Raw genomic sequence first — 18,866 nt, forward strand, 5'->3', positions numbered from 1 at the left:
TCAAGTTCAATGGAGGCTGGCGTGGGCGGCGCAGGATGGGGCGGGAGCAGACGCTCGTCCGTTGACGCCCTGGCTGGCCGCCAAGCATGGGCACGAGCAGGCACTGACGCGATAACCCGGACGGATCGCGAAGCATGGGACCGGAGACACGATGACGATTTCGAACGAAGGCAGCGAGATGACGCAGGGCACCCGCGCGGCAGACGCGTTGCCGCCCGAGCCCGTGACGCTGCGCGCGGCCGACGGCTATGCATTGCGCGGCCATGTATGGCGCCATCGCGGCGGCAGTGCCGTGCGGCCCGTGACGGTCATCAATTGCGCGACGTCGGTGCGTTGCGACTACTACTTTCGTTTCGCGGCCTGGCTGTTTGCACAGGGGCGCGACGTGCTCGTCTACGACTATCGCGGCATCGGCGGGTCGCGCCCGGCGCAGCTCGCGAAACTGCGCGCAAACTGGCTCGACTGGGGGCGCCTCGATTGCGAAGCCGCGCTGCACTACGCGCGCGACGCGTTTCCGGGCCAGCCGATCGACGTCGTCGCGCACAGCATCGGCGGGGTCGCGCTCGGGCTCGCGGCATCGAACGTCCACGTGCGGCATGCGGTGACGGTCGGCGCGCAGTATGCGTACTGGCGCGACTACATGCCGGCCGAACGGCGGCGCATGTGGTGGAAGTGGCATGTCGCGATGCCGGTGCTCGCGGCCGTGTTCGGCTACGTGCCCGCGAAGCGGCTCGGCTGGATGGAGGACACGCCGCGCGGCGTCGCGTTGTCGTGGGTGCGCTCGCAGGCGCGCTTCGAGGAGGGCTATACGCGCGGCCCGCTCGCCGAACCCGCCGCGAGCCGCGCCGCGTTGCCCGCCCGCTTCGCGGGGCTGTCGGCGCCGATGCTCGCGATCGGCCTCGACGACGACGGGTTCGGCACGGTCGACGCGATCGAGCGCCTCGTCGGCTACTACACGGGCAGCGACGTCACGCATCTGCGGATCGCGCCGGCGGACATCGGCGTCGATGCAATCGGCCATTTCGCGTTTTTCCACAGCCGCTTCACCGAAACACTGTGGCCGCTTGCGCTCTACTGGCTGCAGCACGGTGTGCTGCCGGCCGATGCGCCGGGCAAAGTGCATGCGCTTCACCCGGCGTCGCGCGAGCGGGGCGCGGGCAGCGGTGTGCCGGGCGTCGCTGCGAACGGGTGACCGGGCGGCCGCGTAACGCTGGCGCAGGCCGAGAGGACGAGCGTCAGCGCCGCGCACGGTGCCGGCATTGACACCGGCGGGCCGCAACGACTCGCCGCACCGTCCGATCGATTAACATCGGACGTTTCATTCCACAGGCTGCCGCACGCCGATGCTCGTCCCGCCCGATTCCGCTTCCCCGTCCGAAACGCCCCGAGCCTGGCGCATGCGGCCGCTCGACGTGCCGCCCGCCGCGTCCCGCGCCGGCGTGCAGATCGCGCGTGTCGATTTCGACTGGCGTGTGTCGCTTGCGTCGCCTGCGTTTGCGGCGCTCAGCGACGGCGAGCGCGCGCGGGCTGCGCGCTTCATGCGGCATGCGGATGCGGTACGCAGCGCCGCGACGCGCGCCGCGCTGCGCGACGTGCTCGGCACGGCCCTCGGCATCGCGCCGCAGGCGGTGGCGATCGTCGTCGACGCAGCGGGGCGACCCTCACTGGACGGCGCGCATCGCGCGTCGCTCGACTTCAACGTGTCGCACGCGGGCGATCATGCGCTGATTGCGTGGGCCCCTGCGGTGCGCGTCGGCGTCGATATCGAGTGCTGCAATCGCGCGACCGACTGGCACGCGCTGACGCGCGAGGTCTGCGCGCCCGCCGAGGCCGCCTATCTCGACGGCCTGCCGCTTGCCGCGCGCGCCGGCGAATTCATGCGCGTCTGGTGCGCGAAGGAGGCGCTGCTCAAGGCGCTCGGCACGGGCATCGTCGGCGGGCTGGGCGCGTTCGCGGTCGTGCCGCCGCGCGATGTCGCGACCCCCGCGACGACGATCGTCGAGCCGGCCGCGCCCGCCGCCGGCGTCGCGGCGTTCGAGGCGGCGTGGCTCGACGCGGCGCCCGGCTACGCGGCGTGCGTCGCGTGGACGCGTGCGTGAGCCGGGATCAGTGCGCCGCGCTCATTCGAGCGGCGCGTCGTTCGGCGCCGCATAGCGCGCTTTGATCACGTCGCTCATCGCGAAGTCGAACGACAGCCCCTTCGGCGGCACCGGCTTCGTGAACCACTTGTCGTACAGCGCGGCGATCTCGCCGCGCTTCATCAACTGCACGAGCACGCCGTCGACGAGCGCCTTGAACTGCGGATCGTCCTTGCGCAGCATGAACCCGTAGGCTTCCGACGATTGCGGCGTGCCGACGATCTGCCAGTCGGCCGGCTTCGCGGCGAGCTGGCGCACGCCCGCGAGCAGCACGTCGTCCATCATGTACGCGGCCGCGCGGCCCGATTCGAGCGTGAGGCGTCCTTCGCCGTAGTCCTTCGCGCTGATGATCTGCATGTTCATCTTCTTTTCCTCGTTCATCTTGCGCAGCAGGCGTTCGGACGTCGTGCCCTGGTTCGTCACGACCGTCTTGCCGGCGAGGTCGGGGAAGTCGCGGATGCCTGAGCTCGTGCGCGTGAGCAGGCGCGTCGTCGCGACGAAGAAGGTGGTCGAGAACGCGACCTGCGCGTGACGTGCGGCGAGATTCGTGGTGACGCCGCATTCGAGATCGACGGTGCCGTTCTGCACGAGCGGGATGCGGTTCTGCGACGTGACGGGGATGAAGCGCACCTGCAGGTCGGGCTTGCCGGTGCGCGCCTTCACGGCGGCGATCACGCGATCGCACAGGTCCTGCGAGAAGCCGATGACCTTGCCGTTCGCGTCGGCGTAGGAGAACGGCACCGACGTTTCGCGGTGGCCGATCGAGATCAGGTTGCTCTGCCGGATCTTCTCGAGCGTGCCTGACCGCGGCTCCGCGGCGAGCGACGCGCCGCATGCGAGTGCGCACGCGGCGAACAGCAGGGGGCGGCCGAACCGGGCGGCGAATCGTGACGGGAAGGGCATGGCGGTCTCCGTGGCGAATGGTGATCCGTATGTTGCCAAAGACAAAATAATTGCAACAACTGTTAAGCGTCGGATCACACGGGCCGACACGGCGGGCCGCGCCGGGCATCAGGGAAACTCCCAAGTCGAAATCGGTGAAATACGGGTTGTCTAGACAAGTTGGCGTGGCTACACTTCAATCCATTCCGAACTTGTCTAGACAGGATTGCTCACATGATTACGTTGACCCCCGGCCACCTGACCCTCCCGCAACTGCGCCAGATCGCACGCGAATCCGTGCAACTGACGCTCGACCCGGCCAGCTTCGCGAAGATCGACGCCGGCGCGAAGGCCGTCGCCGACATCGCCGCGAAGGGCGAGCCGGCCTACGGCATCAACACGGGCTTCGGCCGCCTGGCCAGCACGCACATCCCGCACGACCAGCTCGAGCTGCTGCAGAAGAACCTCGTGCTGTCGCACGCGGTCGGTGTCGGCGAGCCGATGGCACGTTCGTCGGTGCGCCTGCTGATGGCGCTGAAGCTGTCGAGCCTCGGCCGCGGCCACTCGGGCATCCGTCGCGAAGTGATGGACGCGCTGATCAAGCTGTTCAACGCGGATGTGCTGCCGCTGATCCCGGTGAAGGGCTCGGTCGGCGCATCGGGCGACCTCGCACCGCTCGCGCACATGTCGGCCGTGCTGCTGGGCGTCGGCGAAGTGTTCATCCGCGGCGAGCGTGCAAGCGCGCTCGACGGTCTGCGCGTCGCGGGCCTCGCGCCGCTGACGCTGCAGGCGAAGGAAGGCCTCGCGCTGCTGAACGGCACGCAGGCATCGACCGCGCTGGCGCTCGACAACATGTTCTCGATCGAAGACCTGTACCGCACCGCGCTGGTCGCGGGCGCGCTGTCGGTCGACGCGGCTGCCGGCTCGGTGAAGCCGTTCGACGCACGCATTCATGAACTGCGCGGCCATCAAGGCCAGATCGACGCGGCAGCGTCGTATCGCGACTTGCTCGAAGGCTCGCCGATCAACCAGTCGCACCGCGACTGCGACAAGGTGCAGGATCCGTACAGCCTGCGCTGCCAGCCGCAGGTGATGGGCGCGTGCCTGGACCAGATGCGCCATGCGGCCGACGTGCTGCTGGTCGAAGCGAACGCCGTGTCGGACAACCCGCTGATCTTCCCGGATACCGGCGAAGTGCTGTCGGGCGGCAACTTCCACGCGGAACCCGTCGCGTTCGCGGCCGACAACCTCGCGCTCGCCGCAGCGGAAATCGGTGCACTGGCCGAACGCCGCATCGCACTGCTGATCGACGCGACGCTGTCGGGCCTGCCCCCGTTCCTCGTGCGGGACGGCGGCGTGAACTCGGGCTTCATGATCGCGCACGTGACGGCTGCCGCACTCGCATCGGAAAACAAGACGCTCGCGCACCCGGCATCGGTCGACTCGCTGCCGACCTCGGCGAACCAGGAAGACCACGTGTCGATGGCGACGTTCGCCGCACGCAAGCTCGCCGACATCGCGGACAACACGAAGCACATCCTCGCCATCGAACTGCTGGCCGCCGCACAAGGCGTCGACCTGCGCGCGCCGTACCACACGAGCCCGAAGCTGGCGCCGGTGATGGAAACGATCCGCGGCAAGGTCGCGCACTACGAACTCGACCACTACTTCGCACCGGACATCGCCGTGATCGCGAAGCTGGTCGGCGAGCGCGCGTTCGCGAAGGTTGCGCCGTTCTCGTTCGCGTCGGAGCAGTAAGCCCATGAGCGCGCCGGTCTACCAGGAGATCAAGGATTTCATCCTGGGCCGTATCCACGCAGGCGAGTGGGAGGAGGGCGATCAGGTGCCGTCCGAGAACGAGCTGGCGCGCGAATTCAAGGTGGCGCGCATGACCGTCAACCGCGCGCTGCGCGAGTTGACGGCCGAGCAGGTGCTCACGCGCATGAAGGGCGCGGGCACCTACGTCGCGCGGCCGAAGTACGAGTCGACGCTGGTGGCGATTCGCAGCATCTCGGAAGAAGTCGGTGCACGCGGGCATGCGTATCGCGCCAGCGTGCTCGGCCTCGACACGATCCGCGCCGACGAGGCGCTCGCCGACGAGATGCAGGTGGCCGTGCGCACGAAGCTGTTTCATTCGCAGGTGCTGCACTTCGAGAACGACGAGCCCGTGCAGCTCGAAGAACGATGGGTGAATCCGGCGGTTGCGCCGGATTACGCCGAGCAGGATTTCACGAACACGACGCCGAACCTGTACCTGATGCGCGCGGCTCCGCTGCAGCGCGTCGAGTACCGGATCGAAGCGGCGGCCCCGGCGCCGGAGCGGCGCGAGCAGCTGCGGATGGACGACGTCGAGCCGTGTCTGGTTTTACATCGACGCACCTGGTCGCAGGGCGTCGTCGCCTCGGTGGCGAATCTGTGGCATCCCGGCAGCCGATACCGCTTCACCGGGCATTTCTGATTCCTATTTGATAGTCATTTTCCTTCGGGAGCAGTCGTCATGAACCATCCGAAACACATCGATCCCCGTCTCGATCCGACGCGCACGATCCGCGCGCCGCGCGGCAGCGAGAAAGTCTGCAAGACCTGGCTGGCCGAAGCGGCCTACCGGATGATCCAGAACAACCTCGACCCGGAAGTCGCCGAGCATCCGCATGCGCTCGTCGTGTACGGCGGCATCGGCCGCGCGGCGCGCAACTGGGAATGCTACGACCAGATCCTCGCATCGCTGAAGGATCTCGAAGAGAACGAGACGCTGCTGATCCAGTCGGGCAAGCCGGTCGGTGTGTTCCGCACGCACAAGGATGCGCCGCGCGTGCTGCTCGCGAACTCGAACCTCGTGCCGCACTGGGCGAACTGGGATCACTTCCACGAGCTCGATCGCAAGGGCCTGATGATGTACGGCCAGATGACGGCCGGCAGCTGGATCTACATCGGCAGCCAGGGCATCGTTCAGGGTACCTATGAAACGTTCTTCTCGGTCGCGAACCAGCACTTCAACGGCGATCCGTCGGGCCGCTGGATCCTGACGGGCGGCCTGGGCGGCATGGGCGGCGCGCAGCCGCTGGCCGCGACGATGGCCGGCTTCTCGATGATCGCGGTCGAATGCGACGAGACGCGCATCGACTTCCGCCTGAAGACGCGCTACGTCGACAAGAAGGCGACGACGCTCGACGAAGCGCTCGGCATGATCGAGGAAGCGAAGCGCACCGGCAAGCCGGTGTCGATCGGCCTGCTCGGCAACGCGGCCGACGTGTTCCCGGAACTCGTCAAGCGCGGCATCACGCCGGACTGCGTGACCGACCAGACGAGCGCGCACGACCCGATCAACGGCTACCTGCCGCAAGGCTGGACCGTCGCGCAATGGCGCGAAGCGCAGAAGGTCGATCCGCAGAGCATCGTGAAGGTCGCGAAGCAGTCGATGGCCGTGCAGGTGCAGGCGATGCTGGATCTGCAGGAACGCGGCGCGGCGACGCTCGACTACGGCAACAACATCCGCCAGATGGCGCTGGAAATGGGCGTCGAGAACGCGTTCGACTTCCCGGGCTTCGTGCCGGCGTACATCCGCCCGCTGTTCTGCGAAGGCAAGGGCCCGTTCCGCTGGGTCGCGCTGTCGGGCGATCCGGAAGACATCTACAAGACCGACCAGAAGGTGAAGGAGCTGATCCCCGACGATCCGCACCTGCACAACTGGCTCGACATGGCACGTGAACGCATCGCGTTCCAGGGCCTGCCGGCGCGTATTTGCTGGGTCGGCGTGAAGGATCGCTATCGCCTCGGCCAGGCGTTCAACGAGATGGTCAAGAACGGCGAACTGAAGGCCCCGATCGTGATCGGCCGCGACCACCTCGATACGGGTTCGGTCGCGAGCCCGAACCGCGAGACGGAATCGATGAAGGACGGTTCGGACGCAGTCAGCGACTGGCCGCTGCTGAACGCACTGCTGAACACCGCAGGCGGCGCATCGTGGGTGTCGCTGCACCATGGCGGCGGCGTCGGCATGGGCTTCTCGCAGCACTCGGGCGTCGTGATCGTCGCCGACGGTACCGCCGAAGCGCACGAGCGTCTCGGCCGCGTGCTGCTGAACGACCCGGCGACGGGCGTGATGCGCCATGCGGATGCCGGCTACGAACTCGCGCAGCAGACGGCCCGCGAAGCCGGCCTGAAGCTGCCGATGCTCGGCCGCTGAGCATGACGGCGCTCCACCAGGCGCCGGCGAACGCGACGATGATCCGCGCAGCGGATCTCGTCGCGTCGCCATGGAAGAACGGCGGCGGCGTGACGCGCGAAATCGGCGCGTTCCCGCCGGGCGCGGCAATCGACGCGTTCGCGTGGCGCGTGAGCGTCGCGGACGTCGGCACGGCCGGGCCGTTCTCGCGTTTCGACGGAATCGACCGCACGCTCGTGCTGCTGTCCGGCGCGGGCATGACGCTCGCCGAGGAAGGCGGTGCACGCCACGTGCTCGACGCACCGCTGACCCGCGCGGATTTTGCGGGCGAGGCGGCGATCGACGCGACGCTGCACGACGGCGCGACGCGCGACTTCAACCTGATGACGCGCCGTTCGGCCGCGCGCGGCGCGCTCGACGTATGGCGCGCAGGCGCGCACCGCATCGACCGTGCCGATACCGTGCTGCTGTATTGCGCGGCTGGCGAGGCCGCCGTCGAAATCGACGGCGCACGCTACACACTGGAAGAAATGGACACGCTGCGGCTCGACGGGCCGCGGCGTGCGTTTGACGTCGTCGTGAGCGGTAGCGGCGCGTTGCTCGCCGTGTCGCTCGCCATCGGCGAACGAGACTGAACGCATGAAACCGACTGTCTGGCATCACCTGACGCTGTGTCCGCACGGCCATCCCGACGAGACGATCGACGACGCAGCGATCGCCGTCGACGAAACCGGCACGATCGTCTGGCTCGGCGCGCTGTCCGCGCTGCCGCACGGTTACGCTCACTGGCAGCGCGAGGATCTGCACGGCGCGTGGGTGACGCCGGGCCTCGTCGATTGCCATACGCACCTCGTGTACGGCGGCACGCGTGCCGACGAATTCGCGCAGCGCCTCGCGGGCGTCAGCTATGAAGAGATCGCGCGGCAGGGCGGCGGGATCGTGTCGACGGTGCGCGCGACGCGCGCGGCCGACGAGACGACGCTGTTCGTGCAGGCCGCGGCACGCCTGCAGCCGCTGCTCGCCGAAGGCGTGACCGCGATCGAGATCAAGTCGGGCTACGGGCTCGACCTCGCGAGCGAACGCAAGATGCTGCGCGTCGCGCGCCAGCTCGGCGAGCGCTTCCCGGTCACCGTCTACACGACCTTCCTCGGCGCGCACGCGCTGCCGCCCGAATATGCGGGCCGCGCGGATGCGTATATCGACGAAGTGTGCGACCGGATGCTGCCGGCGCTGGCCGACGAAGGGCTCGTCGATGCGGTCGACGTGTTCTGCGAACGCATCGGCTTTTCGCTCGCGCAGACCGAGCGCGTATTCGAGGCCGCCACGCGGCGCGGGCTGCCCGTGAAGCTGCATGCGGAGCAACTGTCGAACGCGGGCGGCACGGCGCTTGCCGCGCGCTACCGCGCGCTGTCCGTCGACCACCTCGAATTTCTCGACGAAGCCGGCATCGAGGCGATGAAGGCAGCTGGTACGGTTGCCGTGCTGCTGCCCGGCGCGTACTACTTCATCCGCGAGACGCAACTGCCGCCGATCGAGCTGCTGCGCAAGCACGGCGTGCCGATCGCGCTCGCGACCGATCACAACCCCGGCACGTCGCCGCTCGAATCGCTGCTGCTGACGTTGAACATGGGCTGCACGCTGTTCCGCATGACGGTGCCCGAGGTGCTGCAGGGCGTCACGCGCCATGCGGCCGCGGCGCTCGGCCGTGCGGATCGCCACGGCGCGCTCGAGGTCGGTCGCCAGGCCGACTTCGCCGCCTGGTCGGTCGGCTCGCTGGCGGAGCTCGCGTACTGGATCGGCCGGCCGCTGTGCGAGCAGGTCGTACGCGGCGGCACGACCGTATTTCGCCGGATGAATGGATAGCCTCATGACCGACACCACGTTGTTTGCAGACCATGCGTACCTGCCGGATGGCTGGCGCCGTAACGTGCTGCTGCGCTGGGACGCGGCCGGCACGCTGACCGGCGTGACGCCCGACACCGATGCCCCCGCAGGCATTGCGCGCGCGGCCGGGCCGGTGCTGCCCGGCATGCCGAACCTGCATTCGCACGCGTTCCAGCGCGCGATGGCGGGGCTCACCGAATACCGCGCGAATCCGGCCGACAGCTTCTGGAGCTGGCGCGACCTGATGTACCGCTTCGCGCTGAAGATCACGCCCGACGCGCTCGCGGCGATCGCGCGCTGGCTGTATGTCGAGATGCTCAAGTGCGGCTATACGTCGGTGTGCGAATTCCACTACGTGCACCACACGCAGGACGGTTCGCGCTATCCGCAGATCGCGGAACTCGGCTCGCGCGTGATCGACGCCGCGCGCGCGGCCGGCATCGGCATCACGATGCTGCCGGTGTCTTACCAGTTCGCCGGCTTCGGCAACAAGCCGCCGCGCGACGACCAGCGCCGTTTCATCAACACGCCCGACGGCCTGCTCGAACTGCTCGATACGATGCGTCGCGTGGTGCCCGAGCATGGCGGGCTGCGCTACGGCGTCGCGCCACACTCGCTGCGCGCGGTGTCGGAGAGCGGGTTGCGCACGCTGATCGAAGGCTTGCCCGACGACGCGCCCATCCACATCCACATCGCCGAGCAGACGGCCGAAGTCGACGATTGCGTGCGTGCGTATGGCGCGCGTCCGGTACAGTGGCTGCTCGACCGCTTCGACGTCGATACGCGCTGGTGTCTCGTGCACGCGACGCACGTCGACGCGGCCGAAACGGCGGCGCTCGCGAAGCGTCGTGCGGTCGCCGGCCTGTGCCTGACGACCGAAGCGAACCTCGGCGACGGCGTGTTCCCGGCCGTCGACTATCTCGCGCAGGGCGGGGTGATCGGCGTCGGCTCGGACAGCCACGCGTCGGTCGACTGGCGTTCCGAGCTGCGCCTGCTCGAATACGGGCAACGGCTCGTGCACCGCGCACGCAACGTGCTGGCGAGCGACACGCAGGCGCATGTCGCCGATCGCCTGTTCGACGCGTCGCTCGCGGGCGGCGCACAGGCCAGCGGGCGGTGCGTCGGCGCGCTGCGCGAAGGGTGCCGCGCCGACTGGCTCGTGCTCGACCCCGATCATCCGGCGATCGCCGAACACGACAACGCGTCGTGGTTGTCGGGTATCGTGTTCGCGGAGCACGGCGACACGCCGGTGCTCGACGTCTACACGGGCGGCGAGCGCGTCGTGAGCGGCCGCCGTCATCGCGACGAAGCCGTCGCGTATGCCGACTACCGCGCCGCGCTGGCGCAACTGCTGCGCTGACGCGCGCAACCGGCGCACGCCGCATGCGTGCGCCGGCAGACCTCCAACGGTGATGCGACATGACTGAACAACCGGCTGTATTCACGCTGAAGCAGGGCACGCTGCCGCTGCTGATCTCGATTCCGCACGCAGGCACGCACATCCCCGACGATATCGCCGCAACGATGACGCCCGATGCGCGTTTCGTCGACGATTGCGACTGGCATCTGGAACGGCTGTACGGCTTCGCGGCCGACCTCGGCGCATCGATCCTCGTACCGTCGCATGCGCGTTACGTCGTCGACCTGAACCGTCCGCCCGACAACGAGAACCTGTACCCGGGGCAGGACACGACGGGGCTCGTGCCGGTCGATACGTTCGACAAGGCGCCGCTGTATCCGGCGAACGCGCTGCCCGGCAACGACGAGATCATGCGTCGCCGCGACCGCTACTGGCTGCCGTATCACGAGGCGCTGCAACGCGAGGTCGCGCGCCTGAAGCGCGAGCACGGCCGCGTGCTCGTGTGGGAAGCGCACTCGATCCGCTCGCACGTGCCGCGCTTCTTCGACGGCCGCCTGCCGGACTTCAACTTCGGCACGTCGAGCGGCGCGAGTGCCGCGCCGGGGCTGGCAGAGGCGCTGGCCGCGCGCGTGCTCGAACATGGCGGCTATACGGCGGTCGCGAACGGGCGCTTCAAGGGCGGCTACATCACGCGTCACTATGGCGTGCCCGCTACCGGTGTCGAGGCCGTGCAGCTCGAGCTCTCGCAGATCACCTACATGGAAGAGACGCGTCCTTACGCGTATGACGAAACGCGTGCGGCGCGGATTGTGCCGCTATTGCAGACGCTCGTCGAAACCGCGCTCGCGCATCGTTGAACGCGGGCCGCATCGATGCGGCGGCGCGGCGGAGCAACGGTGTTGCAGCCCGCCGATATGCACCATGCTGCGGCGATGCAATGCACAACACGGCATCGATCCACGAGATCGATGCCGTTTTTTTCGTGTGGTTTTCGTCTGACCGATGTCGTCATCGGCACCTGAAAATTTGACGCAATTTTTAGGTGATATAAGCTGAATGTCAGGAAGTCGTCACGCGCGCACCGCCGGCGGGGCCATCGATCGTGGCTGCACCGCGCCGGAATGCGCTGCGAGACACCTTGCCGACGTGTCGCCGCGCGGCATTGCCGCATGCGCTTCATCGCGACACGTGTCCTGCATTCATCCGTCAGTCGAGTACGATCGTGAAAGCCGCCAGCCCTTCGATACGCCGGACGCGAAGTCCGTCGGCGGGCGCGCCGCCTCAGGCCGGGCCGTCCCGGCATGCTGATTGCGGCACGCGTGCCGCCTTTTTACGCGAGCCTCGCTTCTTCGCCCTTTCCCATCGCGGCCTGCGCCGCTTCAATCTCGTGACCGCGCACGTGTTCAGCGCGGTGCAGTGCGACGGCAGCGCATCGTTGTTGCCCTAGCGTCCTTTTCCGCTTCCATTCCGGGCCGCACCGCCTGTTGCCGCATCGTCCGCGCGGCAGGATTGCGCATGGGCATGCGCCGCATCGTGGTGCGCGCGTGCAGCGCCGGCGTGAACCTTTGTCGTCCCGTGTGCGAACGTGTCGCGCGCGATTACCGGAGAGCCGCCCATGCGTGCGCGCCCGATCGTAGCCGTTACCGCCGACCGTATCCTGCGCGGTGCGCATCCGAACCACACGGCGGGGGAGAAGTACCTCGCCGCGCTCGTCGACGGCGCCGGCGCGCTTGCGTTCGTGTTGCCCGCGCTCGGTGCGCGCCAGCCGGCCGACGCGATCGTCGCGGCAGTCGACGGGTTGCTGTTCACCGGCAGTTATTCGAACGTCGAGCCGCATCACTACGGCGGCGCGGCGAGCGCGGCCGACACGCTGCACGATCCCGCGCGCGACGCGACCGCGCTGCCGCTGATCCGGGCGGCGATCGATGCGGGCGTGCCCGTGCTCGCGATCTGCCGCGGCATGCAGGAGCTGAACGTCGCCTATGGCGGCACACTGCATCAGCGACTGCACGCGACGACCGGCTTCGACGATCACCGCGAGCGACCGTCCGATCCGCTCGAACGGCAGTACGGCCCCGCGCACGTCGTGCAGTTCGCGCCGGGCGGCCTGCTGCAGCGGGTCGCGCGCGGCGCGCAGGACGCGACGGTCAATTCGCTGCACGACCAGGGCATCGCCCAGCTCGGCGCGGGGCTCGTCGTCGAGGCCAGTGCGCCCGACGGACTGGTCGAGGCCGTCAGCGTGCGCGGCGCGCGCGCGTTCGCGCTCGGCGTGCAGTGGCATCCCGAATGGCGCTACGCGGAACAGCCGCTGTCGCGCGACATCTTCGCGGCATTCGGCGCGGCGTGCCGCGCGCGCATGACGCATCGCATTCATGCGGCCGGCGGCGCGATGCCGTCGCCGGCCGCATCCGACGTCGACTGATAGAGGCCGATCATGCAACCCGAACTGAGCGAATTCCTGCGACAGCACCGCATCACCGAGGTCGAGGCGATCATTCCCGACATGGCCGGCATTGCGCGCGGCAAGATCATTCCGCGCAACAAGTTCGAATCCGGCGAATCGATGCGCTTGCCGCAGGCCGTGATGGTGCAGACCGTCACCGGCGACTATCCGGAGGACGGCACGCTGACCGGCGTGACCGATCCCGACATGGTGTGCGTGCCCGATCCGTCGACGATCTGCCTGATTCCGTGGGCGGTCGACCCGACCGCGCAGGTGATCCACGACTGCGTGCACTTCGACGGCTCGCCGGTCGAGATTTCGCCGCGCTACGTGCTGCGACGCGTGCTCGATCTGTACAAGGCGAAAGGCTGGCAGCCGGTCGTCGCGCCCGAGCTCGAGTTCTATCTCGTCGACATGAACGCCGACCCCGACTTGCCGCTGCGTCCGCCTGTCGGCCGTACCGGGCGCGCGGAGACCGGCCGGCAGTCGTATTCGATCGAAGCCGTGAACGAGTTCGATTCGCTGTTCGAGGACATCTACGAATACTGCGAGATGCAGGGCCTCGATATCGAGACGCTGATCCACGAGGTCGGCGCCGCGCAGATGGAGATCAACTTCGTGCACGGCGATGCGCTGTCGCTCGCCGACCAGGTGTTCCTGTTCAAGCGCACGGTGCGCGAGGCGGCACTGCGCCACAACATGTACGCGACCTTCATGGCGAAGCCGATGCAGGACGAGCCGGGCTCCGCGATGCACATCCACCAGAGCCTGGCCGACGCGCACACGGGGCGCAACCTGTTTTCCAACGAGGACGGCACGGTGTCGCCGATGTTCCACAGCTATCTCGCGGGGCTGCAGAAGTACACGCCCGCGCTGATGCCGATCTTCGCGCCGTACATCAACTCGTATCGCCGCCTGTCGCGCTTCATGGCCGCGCCGATCAACGTGCAGTGGGGCTACGACAACCGCACGGTCGGCTTCCGCATTCCGCAGTCGGGCCCGTCGGCGCGCCGCATCGAGAACCGGATCCCGGGCGTCGACTGCAATCCGTACCTCGCGTTCGCGGCGACCCTCGCCGCCGGCTATCTCGGCTTGACCCAGCAGCTCGCGCCGACCGAGCCGATCGCGTCGGACGGCTACAACCTGCCGTACCAGCTGCCGCGCAATCTCGAGGAGGGCATCTCGCTGATGGCGGCCTGCACGCCGCTGGCCGGCATTCTCGGCGACAAGTTCGTGAAGGCCTACCTGGCGCTGAAGGACACCGAATATGAAGCGTTCTTCCGCGTGATCAGCTCGTGGGAACGCAGGCATCTGTTGCTGCACGTGTGAGCGTGCGGCACTGTTCTCCGGAGGAAACATGACCGATCGAAACGAAGCCCTCTCATCGCATTCGACCGCGGATTACCGCGCGCTCGACGCCGCGCACCACATCCACCCGTTCTCGGACATGGGCGCGCTGAACCGCGCGGGCAGCCGCGTGATCGTGAAGGCCGACGGCGTCTACCTGTGGGACTCGGACGGCAACAAGATCATCGACGGGATGGCCGGGCTGTGGTGCGTGAACGTCGGCTACGGCTGCAAGGCGCTTGCCGACGCCGCGTATCGCCAGATCCAGGAACTGCCGTTCTACAACACGTTCTTCAAGACCACGCACCCGCCGGTGATCGAACTCTCCGCGATGCTCGCGGAAGTCACGCCGGCCGGCTTCAACCACTTCTTCTATTGCAACAGCGGCTCGGAAGGCAACGACACCGTGCTGCGCCTCGTGCACCAGTACTGGCGCGTGCAGGGCCAGCCGCAGAAGAAATACGTGATCTCGCGCAAGAACGGCTATCACGGCTCGACGATCGCCGGCGGCACGCTCGGCGGGATGGGCTACATGCACGAGCAGATGCCGTCGAAGGTCGAGAACATCGTGCACATCGACCAGCCGTATTTCTTCGGCGAAGCGGCGGCCGGCGAAACACCGGAAGCGTTCGGCCTGGCCCGCGCGCAGCAGCTCGAAGCGAAGATCCTCGAACTGGGCGCGGAGAACGTCGCCGCGTTCATCGGCGAGCCGTTCCAGGGCGCGGGCGGCGTGATCTTCCCGCCGTCGACGTACTGGCCGGAAATCCAGCGGATCTGCCGCAAGTACGACATCCTGCTGGTTGCCGACGAAGTGATCGGCGGCTTCGGCCGCACCGGCGAATGGTTCGCGCACCAGCATTTCGGCTTCGAGCCGGACCTGATCACGATGGCCAAGGGCCTCACGTCCGGCTACGTGCCGATGGGCGCCGTCGGCATTCACGAGCGCGTCGCGCGGCCGATCATCGACAACGGCGAATTCAATCACGGCCTCACGTACTCGGGCCACCCGGTCGCGGCGGCCGTCGCGGTCGCGAACCTGAAGCTGCTGCGCGACGAAGGGATCGTCGAACGCGTGAAGAACGACATCGGGCCGTACTTCCAGCGCCGGCTGCGTGATGCGCTGGGCGACCATCCGATCGTCGGGGAGATTGCGGGAGCGGGGCTGGTCGCGGGCGTTCAGCTTGCGCGTGACCGGAACCGGCGCGAGCGGTTCGGCGCGAATGTCGATATCGGCACGATCTGCCGCGACTTCTGTTTCAACGGGAACCTGATCATGCGCGCAACCGGCGACCGTATGCTGCTGTCACCGCCGCTCGTGATTCGCGAGGTGGAGGTCGACGAGATCGTCGACAAGGCGAAGCGCGCGTTCGATGCGACGGCGGAGCGGGGGGGGGGCGCGCGCAGTAAGGCGGCGCGGTGAAGGGCACTTCGATTGCTTCGATCGTCTCTCGCCGCATGCTGCCGTACGAGCTTAAACAGCGCATCCTTCCAACTGTGACCTCGTTCACGAGCCTGATACTGCTGCGCATCAAGTTCACTCGGAATATCGGAGCGTTTGTCGGCCGCGCAATTCCGGGAGTGGGCTGGATAATCCTTGCGTCCGACGTCACGATGATCTCGTATCGCTCCGTCACGACCTACAACAGCATGGTGAAGCCCGAGGACCGTTTGTATGGCTGATGCGTGGAAGCGCCTCGACGCGTTCGTTGCTGCTGATGCGGGCAAGCCGCTCGTCGGACGGCTCGAACTGACGCGAGACACGGACCTCTATCATGATCTGGACATGGAGCCCGACCACATCGAAACGCTCGTCAGGCGATGGGCCGAGAAGTTCGGGGTCGACCTGTCTGCATTCGACATCCACTATTACTATCCGTCAGCGAAACTCGGCATCGGCGCCTTCCTCGCGACAGTCGTGGAGTCCCCGCTCAGCCCCTCCGCACGCGAGATGCTGGGCGGCCGGTCGCTGACACTCGGCATGATGGAAGAGGCGATGGAGCGCGGGCGCTGGGAAGCGTAGCGCGACGCGCTTTTGACTTCCGAACCTCCGACCGGAATCTAGCCTCGCAGCGCCTTCGGTCCGGCCGCGCCTGCGCGTTGACCTTTGCGACCTGTCGCGAGGCCGTCTAGCGCCGGTTCCTCGTGACGTCTTCGTTCCCGTACGTATTGACGCGCCCCGATAGGTCGCGCCACGACCCGTTGATCGGCCGCAGGGTGTCCGGAGCAGGTGAGAAAGGAGGGGAAGCGAGACTGCCGCACGCGTCCTTCAGGCTGAACTTACGGAGCCTGACCGATCCCGGTCGGACGTAACCAACCCCGGGGACGCGGAAACTGACCGGACGCAGGCGGGACTCGAACTGTCCCGCGACGCTGCTGGAAGACGGGCGTGGAAAAGAAAAAAGGGTTTGCGCATTTCTGCATAAACCCTTTATTTCCGGCATTTCTGCCTTGAATTCTTTGGTGGGCGGTACTGGGATCGAACCAGTGACCCCTGCCGTGTGAAGGCTGGTGCAAGACCCATGAGCCACGGCTTTTCCGGTCGGATTTTGCGTTCATAGGACGCGTACAGGACTCCTGGCGCGCATGACGCAAATGGGAACGATTAGCAAGTGGGTCGCAAAAAACGGGGGCGTATCGTGGCAGGGTAAGGCGCGCCGGAAAGGGCATCCAACGCAAACGAAAACATTCCGCGAGAAGCGAGACTGCGAGAACTGGATCAGAGCCACGGAGACGGCTCTGGATCGCGGCGCGAAGCGTGCCAAGCCGAAAGCGGACGGCCTGAACACTCTGGCGGACGTTTTGCGGCGCTACCGCGAGACCGTTTGCCCGGAGCATCGCGGCGGCGCGATTGAAATTCTGTCGATCAACAAGTGGCTGCGAGAACCCGATTTTGTAAAGACGCCGCTCAGTGATGTGACGGCCTCATTTGTCGCCACGTGGCGGGACGAGCGACTGAAGGAAATCAAACCGGGATCACGCGGTACGCTCGCGCGGACCTGAACCCGATCCAGCTATCGGTCATCAGCGGCCACAAGGACATTCGGATGCTGGCGCGCTATACGCACCTGAAAGCGGAGGAGTTGGTGGGCGTGATGGGCTGATAGTCTCGTAGGAGTTGTGCGGCTCAGGTTTGGTCGATCTGGCCGCGCTCCGATTGCCATCACCCGGCAGTTATTCCGTGGAGAAATAGAAGTTGCATACTGTTTGGGAAGGGGCCTCTTGTTGATGCTGACGGCGAAGTTGCCCTTGCAGTCTAGTGGCTTCAAAATTGATACGTTTCGTCTATCAACTGACTTGGAGTGCACATGGCGCGGTACGTTTCTACTGAAAGAGTTGGCGTTAATGCCGTCGAGCATATCGTACTTAACGACCTTGGCTGGATCTTTCGTGAGCAACCAGTAGTTGATATGGGCATCGACGCGCATATCGAGTTGGTGGATGGAGGTCAGCCGACTGGAAAATTGATCGCGGTGCAGATCAAGACTGGCCCTAGCCATTTCCAAGAGAATGCCGATGCATACATTTTCCGTGGGACGCTTACCCATTTGGATTATTGGACGAATCATTCTCTTCCAGTCATTCTTGTAGCGCACCTTCCAGAATCAAACCGAACGCATTGGGTTTACGTTGACGTAAATAAAGTACATCGCGCTGAAAAGTCGTGGACTATATCAGTTCCGAAAACAAATGTACTTAGCCGAAAAAAGAAGGATGACTTGGCCGCTCTTTTTGAAGGTTCACCTTCTCAGCAAAGAATGAGAAAGCTGGCAATTGATGAGCCGCTAATGCGACACATTCAGCGAGGTGGGAAGGTTTCAGTTGAGTTAGAGGATTGGATAAACAAGGGATTGAGTCGCAGCAACGTCGAAGTTTTCGTGCACGACAAGGATGGTCACGAGACCCTTGCGCATAAGTGGTTGTTTTATCACACTGGACGCGATATGAAGTTGCTCGCTGAGAGAATCTTCCCGTGGTCAGTGGCAAGCTTGGACGAGGAGTTCTACGAGGAGAACGAGGAATTTTATGACGGCTATGATGCAGGGTGGGGCATGAATCGCGAATATGGATGTGGTAGTTCAACCCCTGATCCGGATGTTATCTTGCCGTACACAAACGACAGTGGAGAGGTGGATCGGTATCGCCTTAAGCTAAAGCTGAGCAAGCTGGGCAGAGCATATTTGCTCGTATCAAATTACGCCGCAGGATTGGCCGATAAATAGGCAGTTTGACGCTGTGGAACTCGCAACCGACAAGTTTAGGCGGTTGCGAGGCGTTCCTATACGGAGAGCGCGTGATAGGACACGAACGAGATGCGTTGACTTCCCTTTGAGGCGCTTACCTTCGCCCGGTACTTCACGCCAAGGTCAGTCGGAATGAACTCACTCGGCTCGTACACACCGTGATTGCCATCGTTCCATGTGATCGTGAATTCGTTGTCCGCGATGAACGAATCTGAACACCCGTACACAACATTTCCAGCGTCAGGGTTGAGCCGCGCGATATAGCCGGGATCCCGTTTGCATCGCCGACCGAAAGCAGCGCAGCGTTGGGCTGGCCAAGGGGAACGGCAGCGGTGCGGGCAAGGGAGCGCGCATCAGCCGTGGGCGGCGCTGATGGCGCACCGGCTCACTAGGAAGTGACCTTCAG

At 66.1% G+C, this 18,866-nt stretch carries 16 protein-coding genes and 1 pseudogene; 16 read left to right on the plus strand and 1 reads right to left on the minus strand.

Going from position 1 to position 18,866, the window contains the following annotated elements; genetic code table 11:
• Nucleotides 1-151 precede the first annotated feature (151 nt).
• Nucleotides 152-1,192 (plus strand): alpha/beta hydrolase family protein, encoded by a 1,041-nt coding sequence (locus BDI24065_RS19535; protein WP_175032652.1) that lies wholly within the window; start codon nt 152-154, stop codon nt 1,190-1,192.
• 151 nt (nt 1,193-1,343) lie between these two features.
• On the plus strand, nt 1,344-2,099 hold the full coding sequence (locus tag BDI24065_RS19540) for a 4'-phosphopantetheinyl transferase family protein (RefSeq protein WP_175032653.1): 756 nt from the start codon (nt 1,344-1,346) through the stop codon (nt 2,097-2,099).
• Nucleotides 2,100-2,120: 21 nt separating this feature from the next.
• Here the strand turns inward: BDI24065_RS19540 and BDI24065_RS19545 are convergent, their stop codons facing one another.
• Nucleotides 2,121-3,041, minus strand: coding sequence for a glutamate/aspartate ABC transporter substrate-binding protein (locus BDI24065_RS19545; protein WP_175032654.1), 921 nt, complete (start codon nt 3,039-3,041; stop codon nt 2,121-2,123).
• 213 nt (nt 3,042-3,254) lie between these two features.
• Here BDI24065_RS19545 and hutH point away from each other — a divergent pair, with 213 nt between their 5' ends.
• The 14 genes and pseudogenes from hutH (at nt 3,255) to BDI24065_RS19615 (ending at nt 18,439) form a co-directional block, all read left to right on the plus strand.
• Nucleotides 3,255-4,778: a histidine ammonia-lyase gene (hutH, locus tag BDI24065_RS19550; protein WP_175032655.1), complete on the plus strand. Its 1,524-nt coding sequence runs from the start codon at nt 3,255-3,257 to the stop codon at nt 4,776-4,778.
• A 4-nt stretch (nt 4,779-4,782) separates the two neighbouring features.
• Nucleotides 4,783-5,478 (plus strand): histidine utilization repressor, encoded by a 696-nt coding sequence (hutC, locus tag BDI24065_RS19555; RefSeq protein ID WP_085043442.1) that lies wholly within the window; start codon nt 4,783-4,785, stop codon nt 5,476-5,478.
• 39 nt (nt 5,479-5,517) lie between these two features.
• On the plus strand, nt 5,518-7,206 hold the full coding sequence (hutU, locus tag BDI24065_RS19560; protein WP_166960392.1) for a urocanate hydratase: 1,689 nt from the start codon (nt 5,518-5,520) through the stop codon (nt 7,204-7,206).
• Nucleotides 7,207-7,208: 2 nt separating this feature from the next.
• Nucleotides 7,209-7,820 (plus strand): HutD/Ves family protein, encoded by a 612-nt coding sequence (locus tag BDI24065_RS19565; RefSeq protein ID WP_175032656.1) that lies wholly within the window; start codon nt 7,209-7,211, stop codon nt 7,818-7,820.
• A gap of 4 nt (nt 7,821-7,824) precedes the next feature.
• Nucleotides 7,825-9,048, plus strand: coding sequence for an imidazolonepropionase (gene hutI / locus BDI24065_RS19570; protein WP_175032657.1), 1,224 nt, complete (start codon nt 7,825-7,827; stop codon nt 9,046-9,048).
• A 4-nt stretch (nt 9,049-9,052) separates the two neighbouring features.
• The gene (locus BDI24065_RS19575; RefSeq protein WP_175032658.1) at nt 9,053-10,429 is read left to right on the plus strand and encodes a formimidoylglutamate deiminase; all 1,377 of its coding nucleotides are present in this window, start codon (nt 9,053-9,055) and stop codon (nt 10,427-10,429) included.
• Nucleotides 10,430-10,488: 59 nt separating this feature from the next.
• Nucleotides 10,489-11,286 carry an N-formylglutamate deformylase gene (gene hutG, locus BDI24065_RS19580; RefSeq protein WP_175032659.1) on the plus strand — a complete coding sequence of 266 codons (798 nt, stop codon included), beginning with the start codon at nt 10,489-10,491 and terminating at the stop codon, nt 11,284-11,286.
• A gap of 758 nt (nt 11,287-12,044) precedes the next feature.
• Nucleotides 12,045-12,851, plus strand: coding sequence for a gamma-glutamyl-gamma-aminobutyrate hydrolase family protein (locus tag BDI24065_RS19585; protein ID WP_175032660.1), 807 nt, complete (start codon nt 12,045-12,047; stop codon nt 12,849-12,851).
• A 12-nt stretch (nt 12,852-12,863) separates the two neighbouring features.
• On the plus strand, nt 12,864-14,201 hold the full coding sequence (locus tag BDI24065_RS19590) for a glutamine synthetase family protein (RefSeq protein WP_175032661.1): 1,338 nt from the start codon (nt 12,864-12,866) through the stop codon (nt 14,199-14,201).
• Nucleotides 14,202-14,229: 28 nt separating this feature from the next.
• The gene (locus BDI24065_RS19595; RefSeq protein ID WP_175032662.1) at nt 14,230-15,639 is read left to right on the plus strand and encodes an aspartate aminotransferase family protein; all 1,410 of its coding nucleotides are present in this window, start codon (nt 14,230-14,232) and stop codon (nt 15,637-15,639) included.
• Nucleotides 15,630-15,899 (plus strand): annotated as a pseudogene (locus BDI24065_RS19600) (STM2901 family protein); the annotation flags it as partial. The gene BDI24065_RS19595 and the pseudogene BDI24065_RS19600, both read left to right, overlap by 10 nt.
• The gene (locus tag BDI24065_RS19605; RefSeq protein WP_175032664.1) at nt 15,892-16,239 is read left to right on the plus strand and encodes a DUF1493 family protein; all 348 of its coding nucleotides are present in this window, start codon (nt 15,892-15,894) and stop codon (nt 16,237-16,239) included. The pseudogene BDI24065_RS19600 and the gene BDI24065_RS19605, both read left to right, overlap by 8 nt.
• 563 nt (nt 16,240-16,802) lie before the next feature.
• On the plus strand, nt 16,803-17,219 hold the full coding sequence (locus BDI24065_RS19610; RefSeq protein WP_175032665.1) for a hypothetical protein: 417 nt from the start codon (nt 16,803-16,805) through the stop codon (nt 17,217-17,219).
• Between the two features lie 305 nt (nt 17,220-17,524).
• Nucleotides 17,525-18,439, plus strand: coding sequence for a DUF4365 domain-containing protein (locus BDI24065_RS19615; protein ID WP_175032666.1), 915 nt, complete (start codon nt 17,525-17,527; stop codon nt 18,437-18,439).
• The last annotated feature ends 427 nt before the right edge of the window (nt 18,440-18,866 follow it).

Origin of the sequence: Burkholderia lata (genome assembly GCF_902499025.1) — a bacterium.
Classification (GTDB): Bacteria; Pseudomonadota; Gammaproteobacteria; order Burkholderiales; family Burkholderiaceae; genus Burkholderia; species Burkholderia lata_C.

Bases quoted from the DNA above. Each gene is read 5' to 3' on its own strand.
- BDI24065_RS19535 (WP_175032652.1), top strand. From the start codon at position 152: ATGACGATTTCGAACGAAGGCAGCGAGATGACGCAGGGCACCCGCGCG.
- BDI24065_RS19540 (WP_175032653.1), top strand. From the start codon at position 1,344: ATGCTCGTCCCGCCCGATTCCGCTTCCCCGTCCGAAACGCCCCGAGCC.
- BDI24065_RS19545 (WP_175032654.1), bottom strand. From the start codon at position 3,041: ATGCCCTTCCCGTCACGATTCGCCGCCCGGTTCGGCCGCCCCCTGCTG.
- hutH (WP_175032655.1), top strand. From the start codon at position 3,255: ATGATTACGTTGACCCCCGGCCACCTGACCCTCCCGCAACTGCGCCAG.
- hutC (WP_085043442.1), top strand. From the start codon at position 4,783: ATGAGCGCGCCGGTCTACCAGGAGATCAAGGATTTCATCCTGGGCCGT.
- hutU (WP_166960392.1), top strand. From the start codon at position 5,518: ATGAACCATCCGAAACACATCGATCCCCGTCTCGATCCGACGCGCACG.
- BDI24065_RS19565 (WP_175032656.1), top strand. From the start codon at position 7,209: ATGACGGCGCTCCACCAGGCGCCGGCGAACGCGACGATGATCCGCGCA.
- hutI (WP_175032657.1), top strand. From the start codon at position 7,825: ATGAAACCGACTGTCTGGCATCACCTGACGCTGTGTCCGCACGGCCAT.
- BDI24065_RS19575 (WP_175032658.1), top strand. From the start codon at position 9,053: ATGACCGACACCACGTTGTTTGCAGACCATGCGTACCTGCCGGATGGC.
- hutG (WP_175032659.1), top strand. From the start codon at position 10,489: ATGACTGAACAACCGGCTGTATTCACGCTGAAGCAGGGCACGCTGCCG.
- BDI24065_RS19585 (WP_175032660.1), top strand. From the start codon at position 12,045: ATGCGTGCGCGCCCGATCGTAGCCGTTACCGCCGACCGTATCCTGCGC.
- BDI24065_RS19590 (WP_175032661.1), top strand. From the start codon at position 12,864: ATGCAACCCGAACTGAGCGAATTCCTGCGACAGCACCGCATCACCGAG.
- BDI24065_RS19595 (WP_175032662.1), top strand. From the start codon at position 14,230: ATGACCGATCGAAACGAAGCCCTCTCATCGCATTCGACCGCGGATTAC.
- BDI24065_RS19605 (WP_175032664.1), top strand. From the start codon at position 15,892: ATGGCTGATGCGTGGAAGCGCCTCGACGCGTTCGTTGCTGCTGATGCG.
- BDI24065_RS19610 (WP_175032665.1), top strand. From the start codon at position 16,803: ATGACGCAAATGGGAACGATTAGCAAGTGGGTCGCAAAAAACGGGGGC.
- BDI24065_RS19615 (WP_175032666.1), top strand. From the start codon at position 17,525: ATGGCGCGGTACGTTTCTACTGAAAGAGTTGGCGTTAATGCCGTCGAG.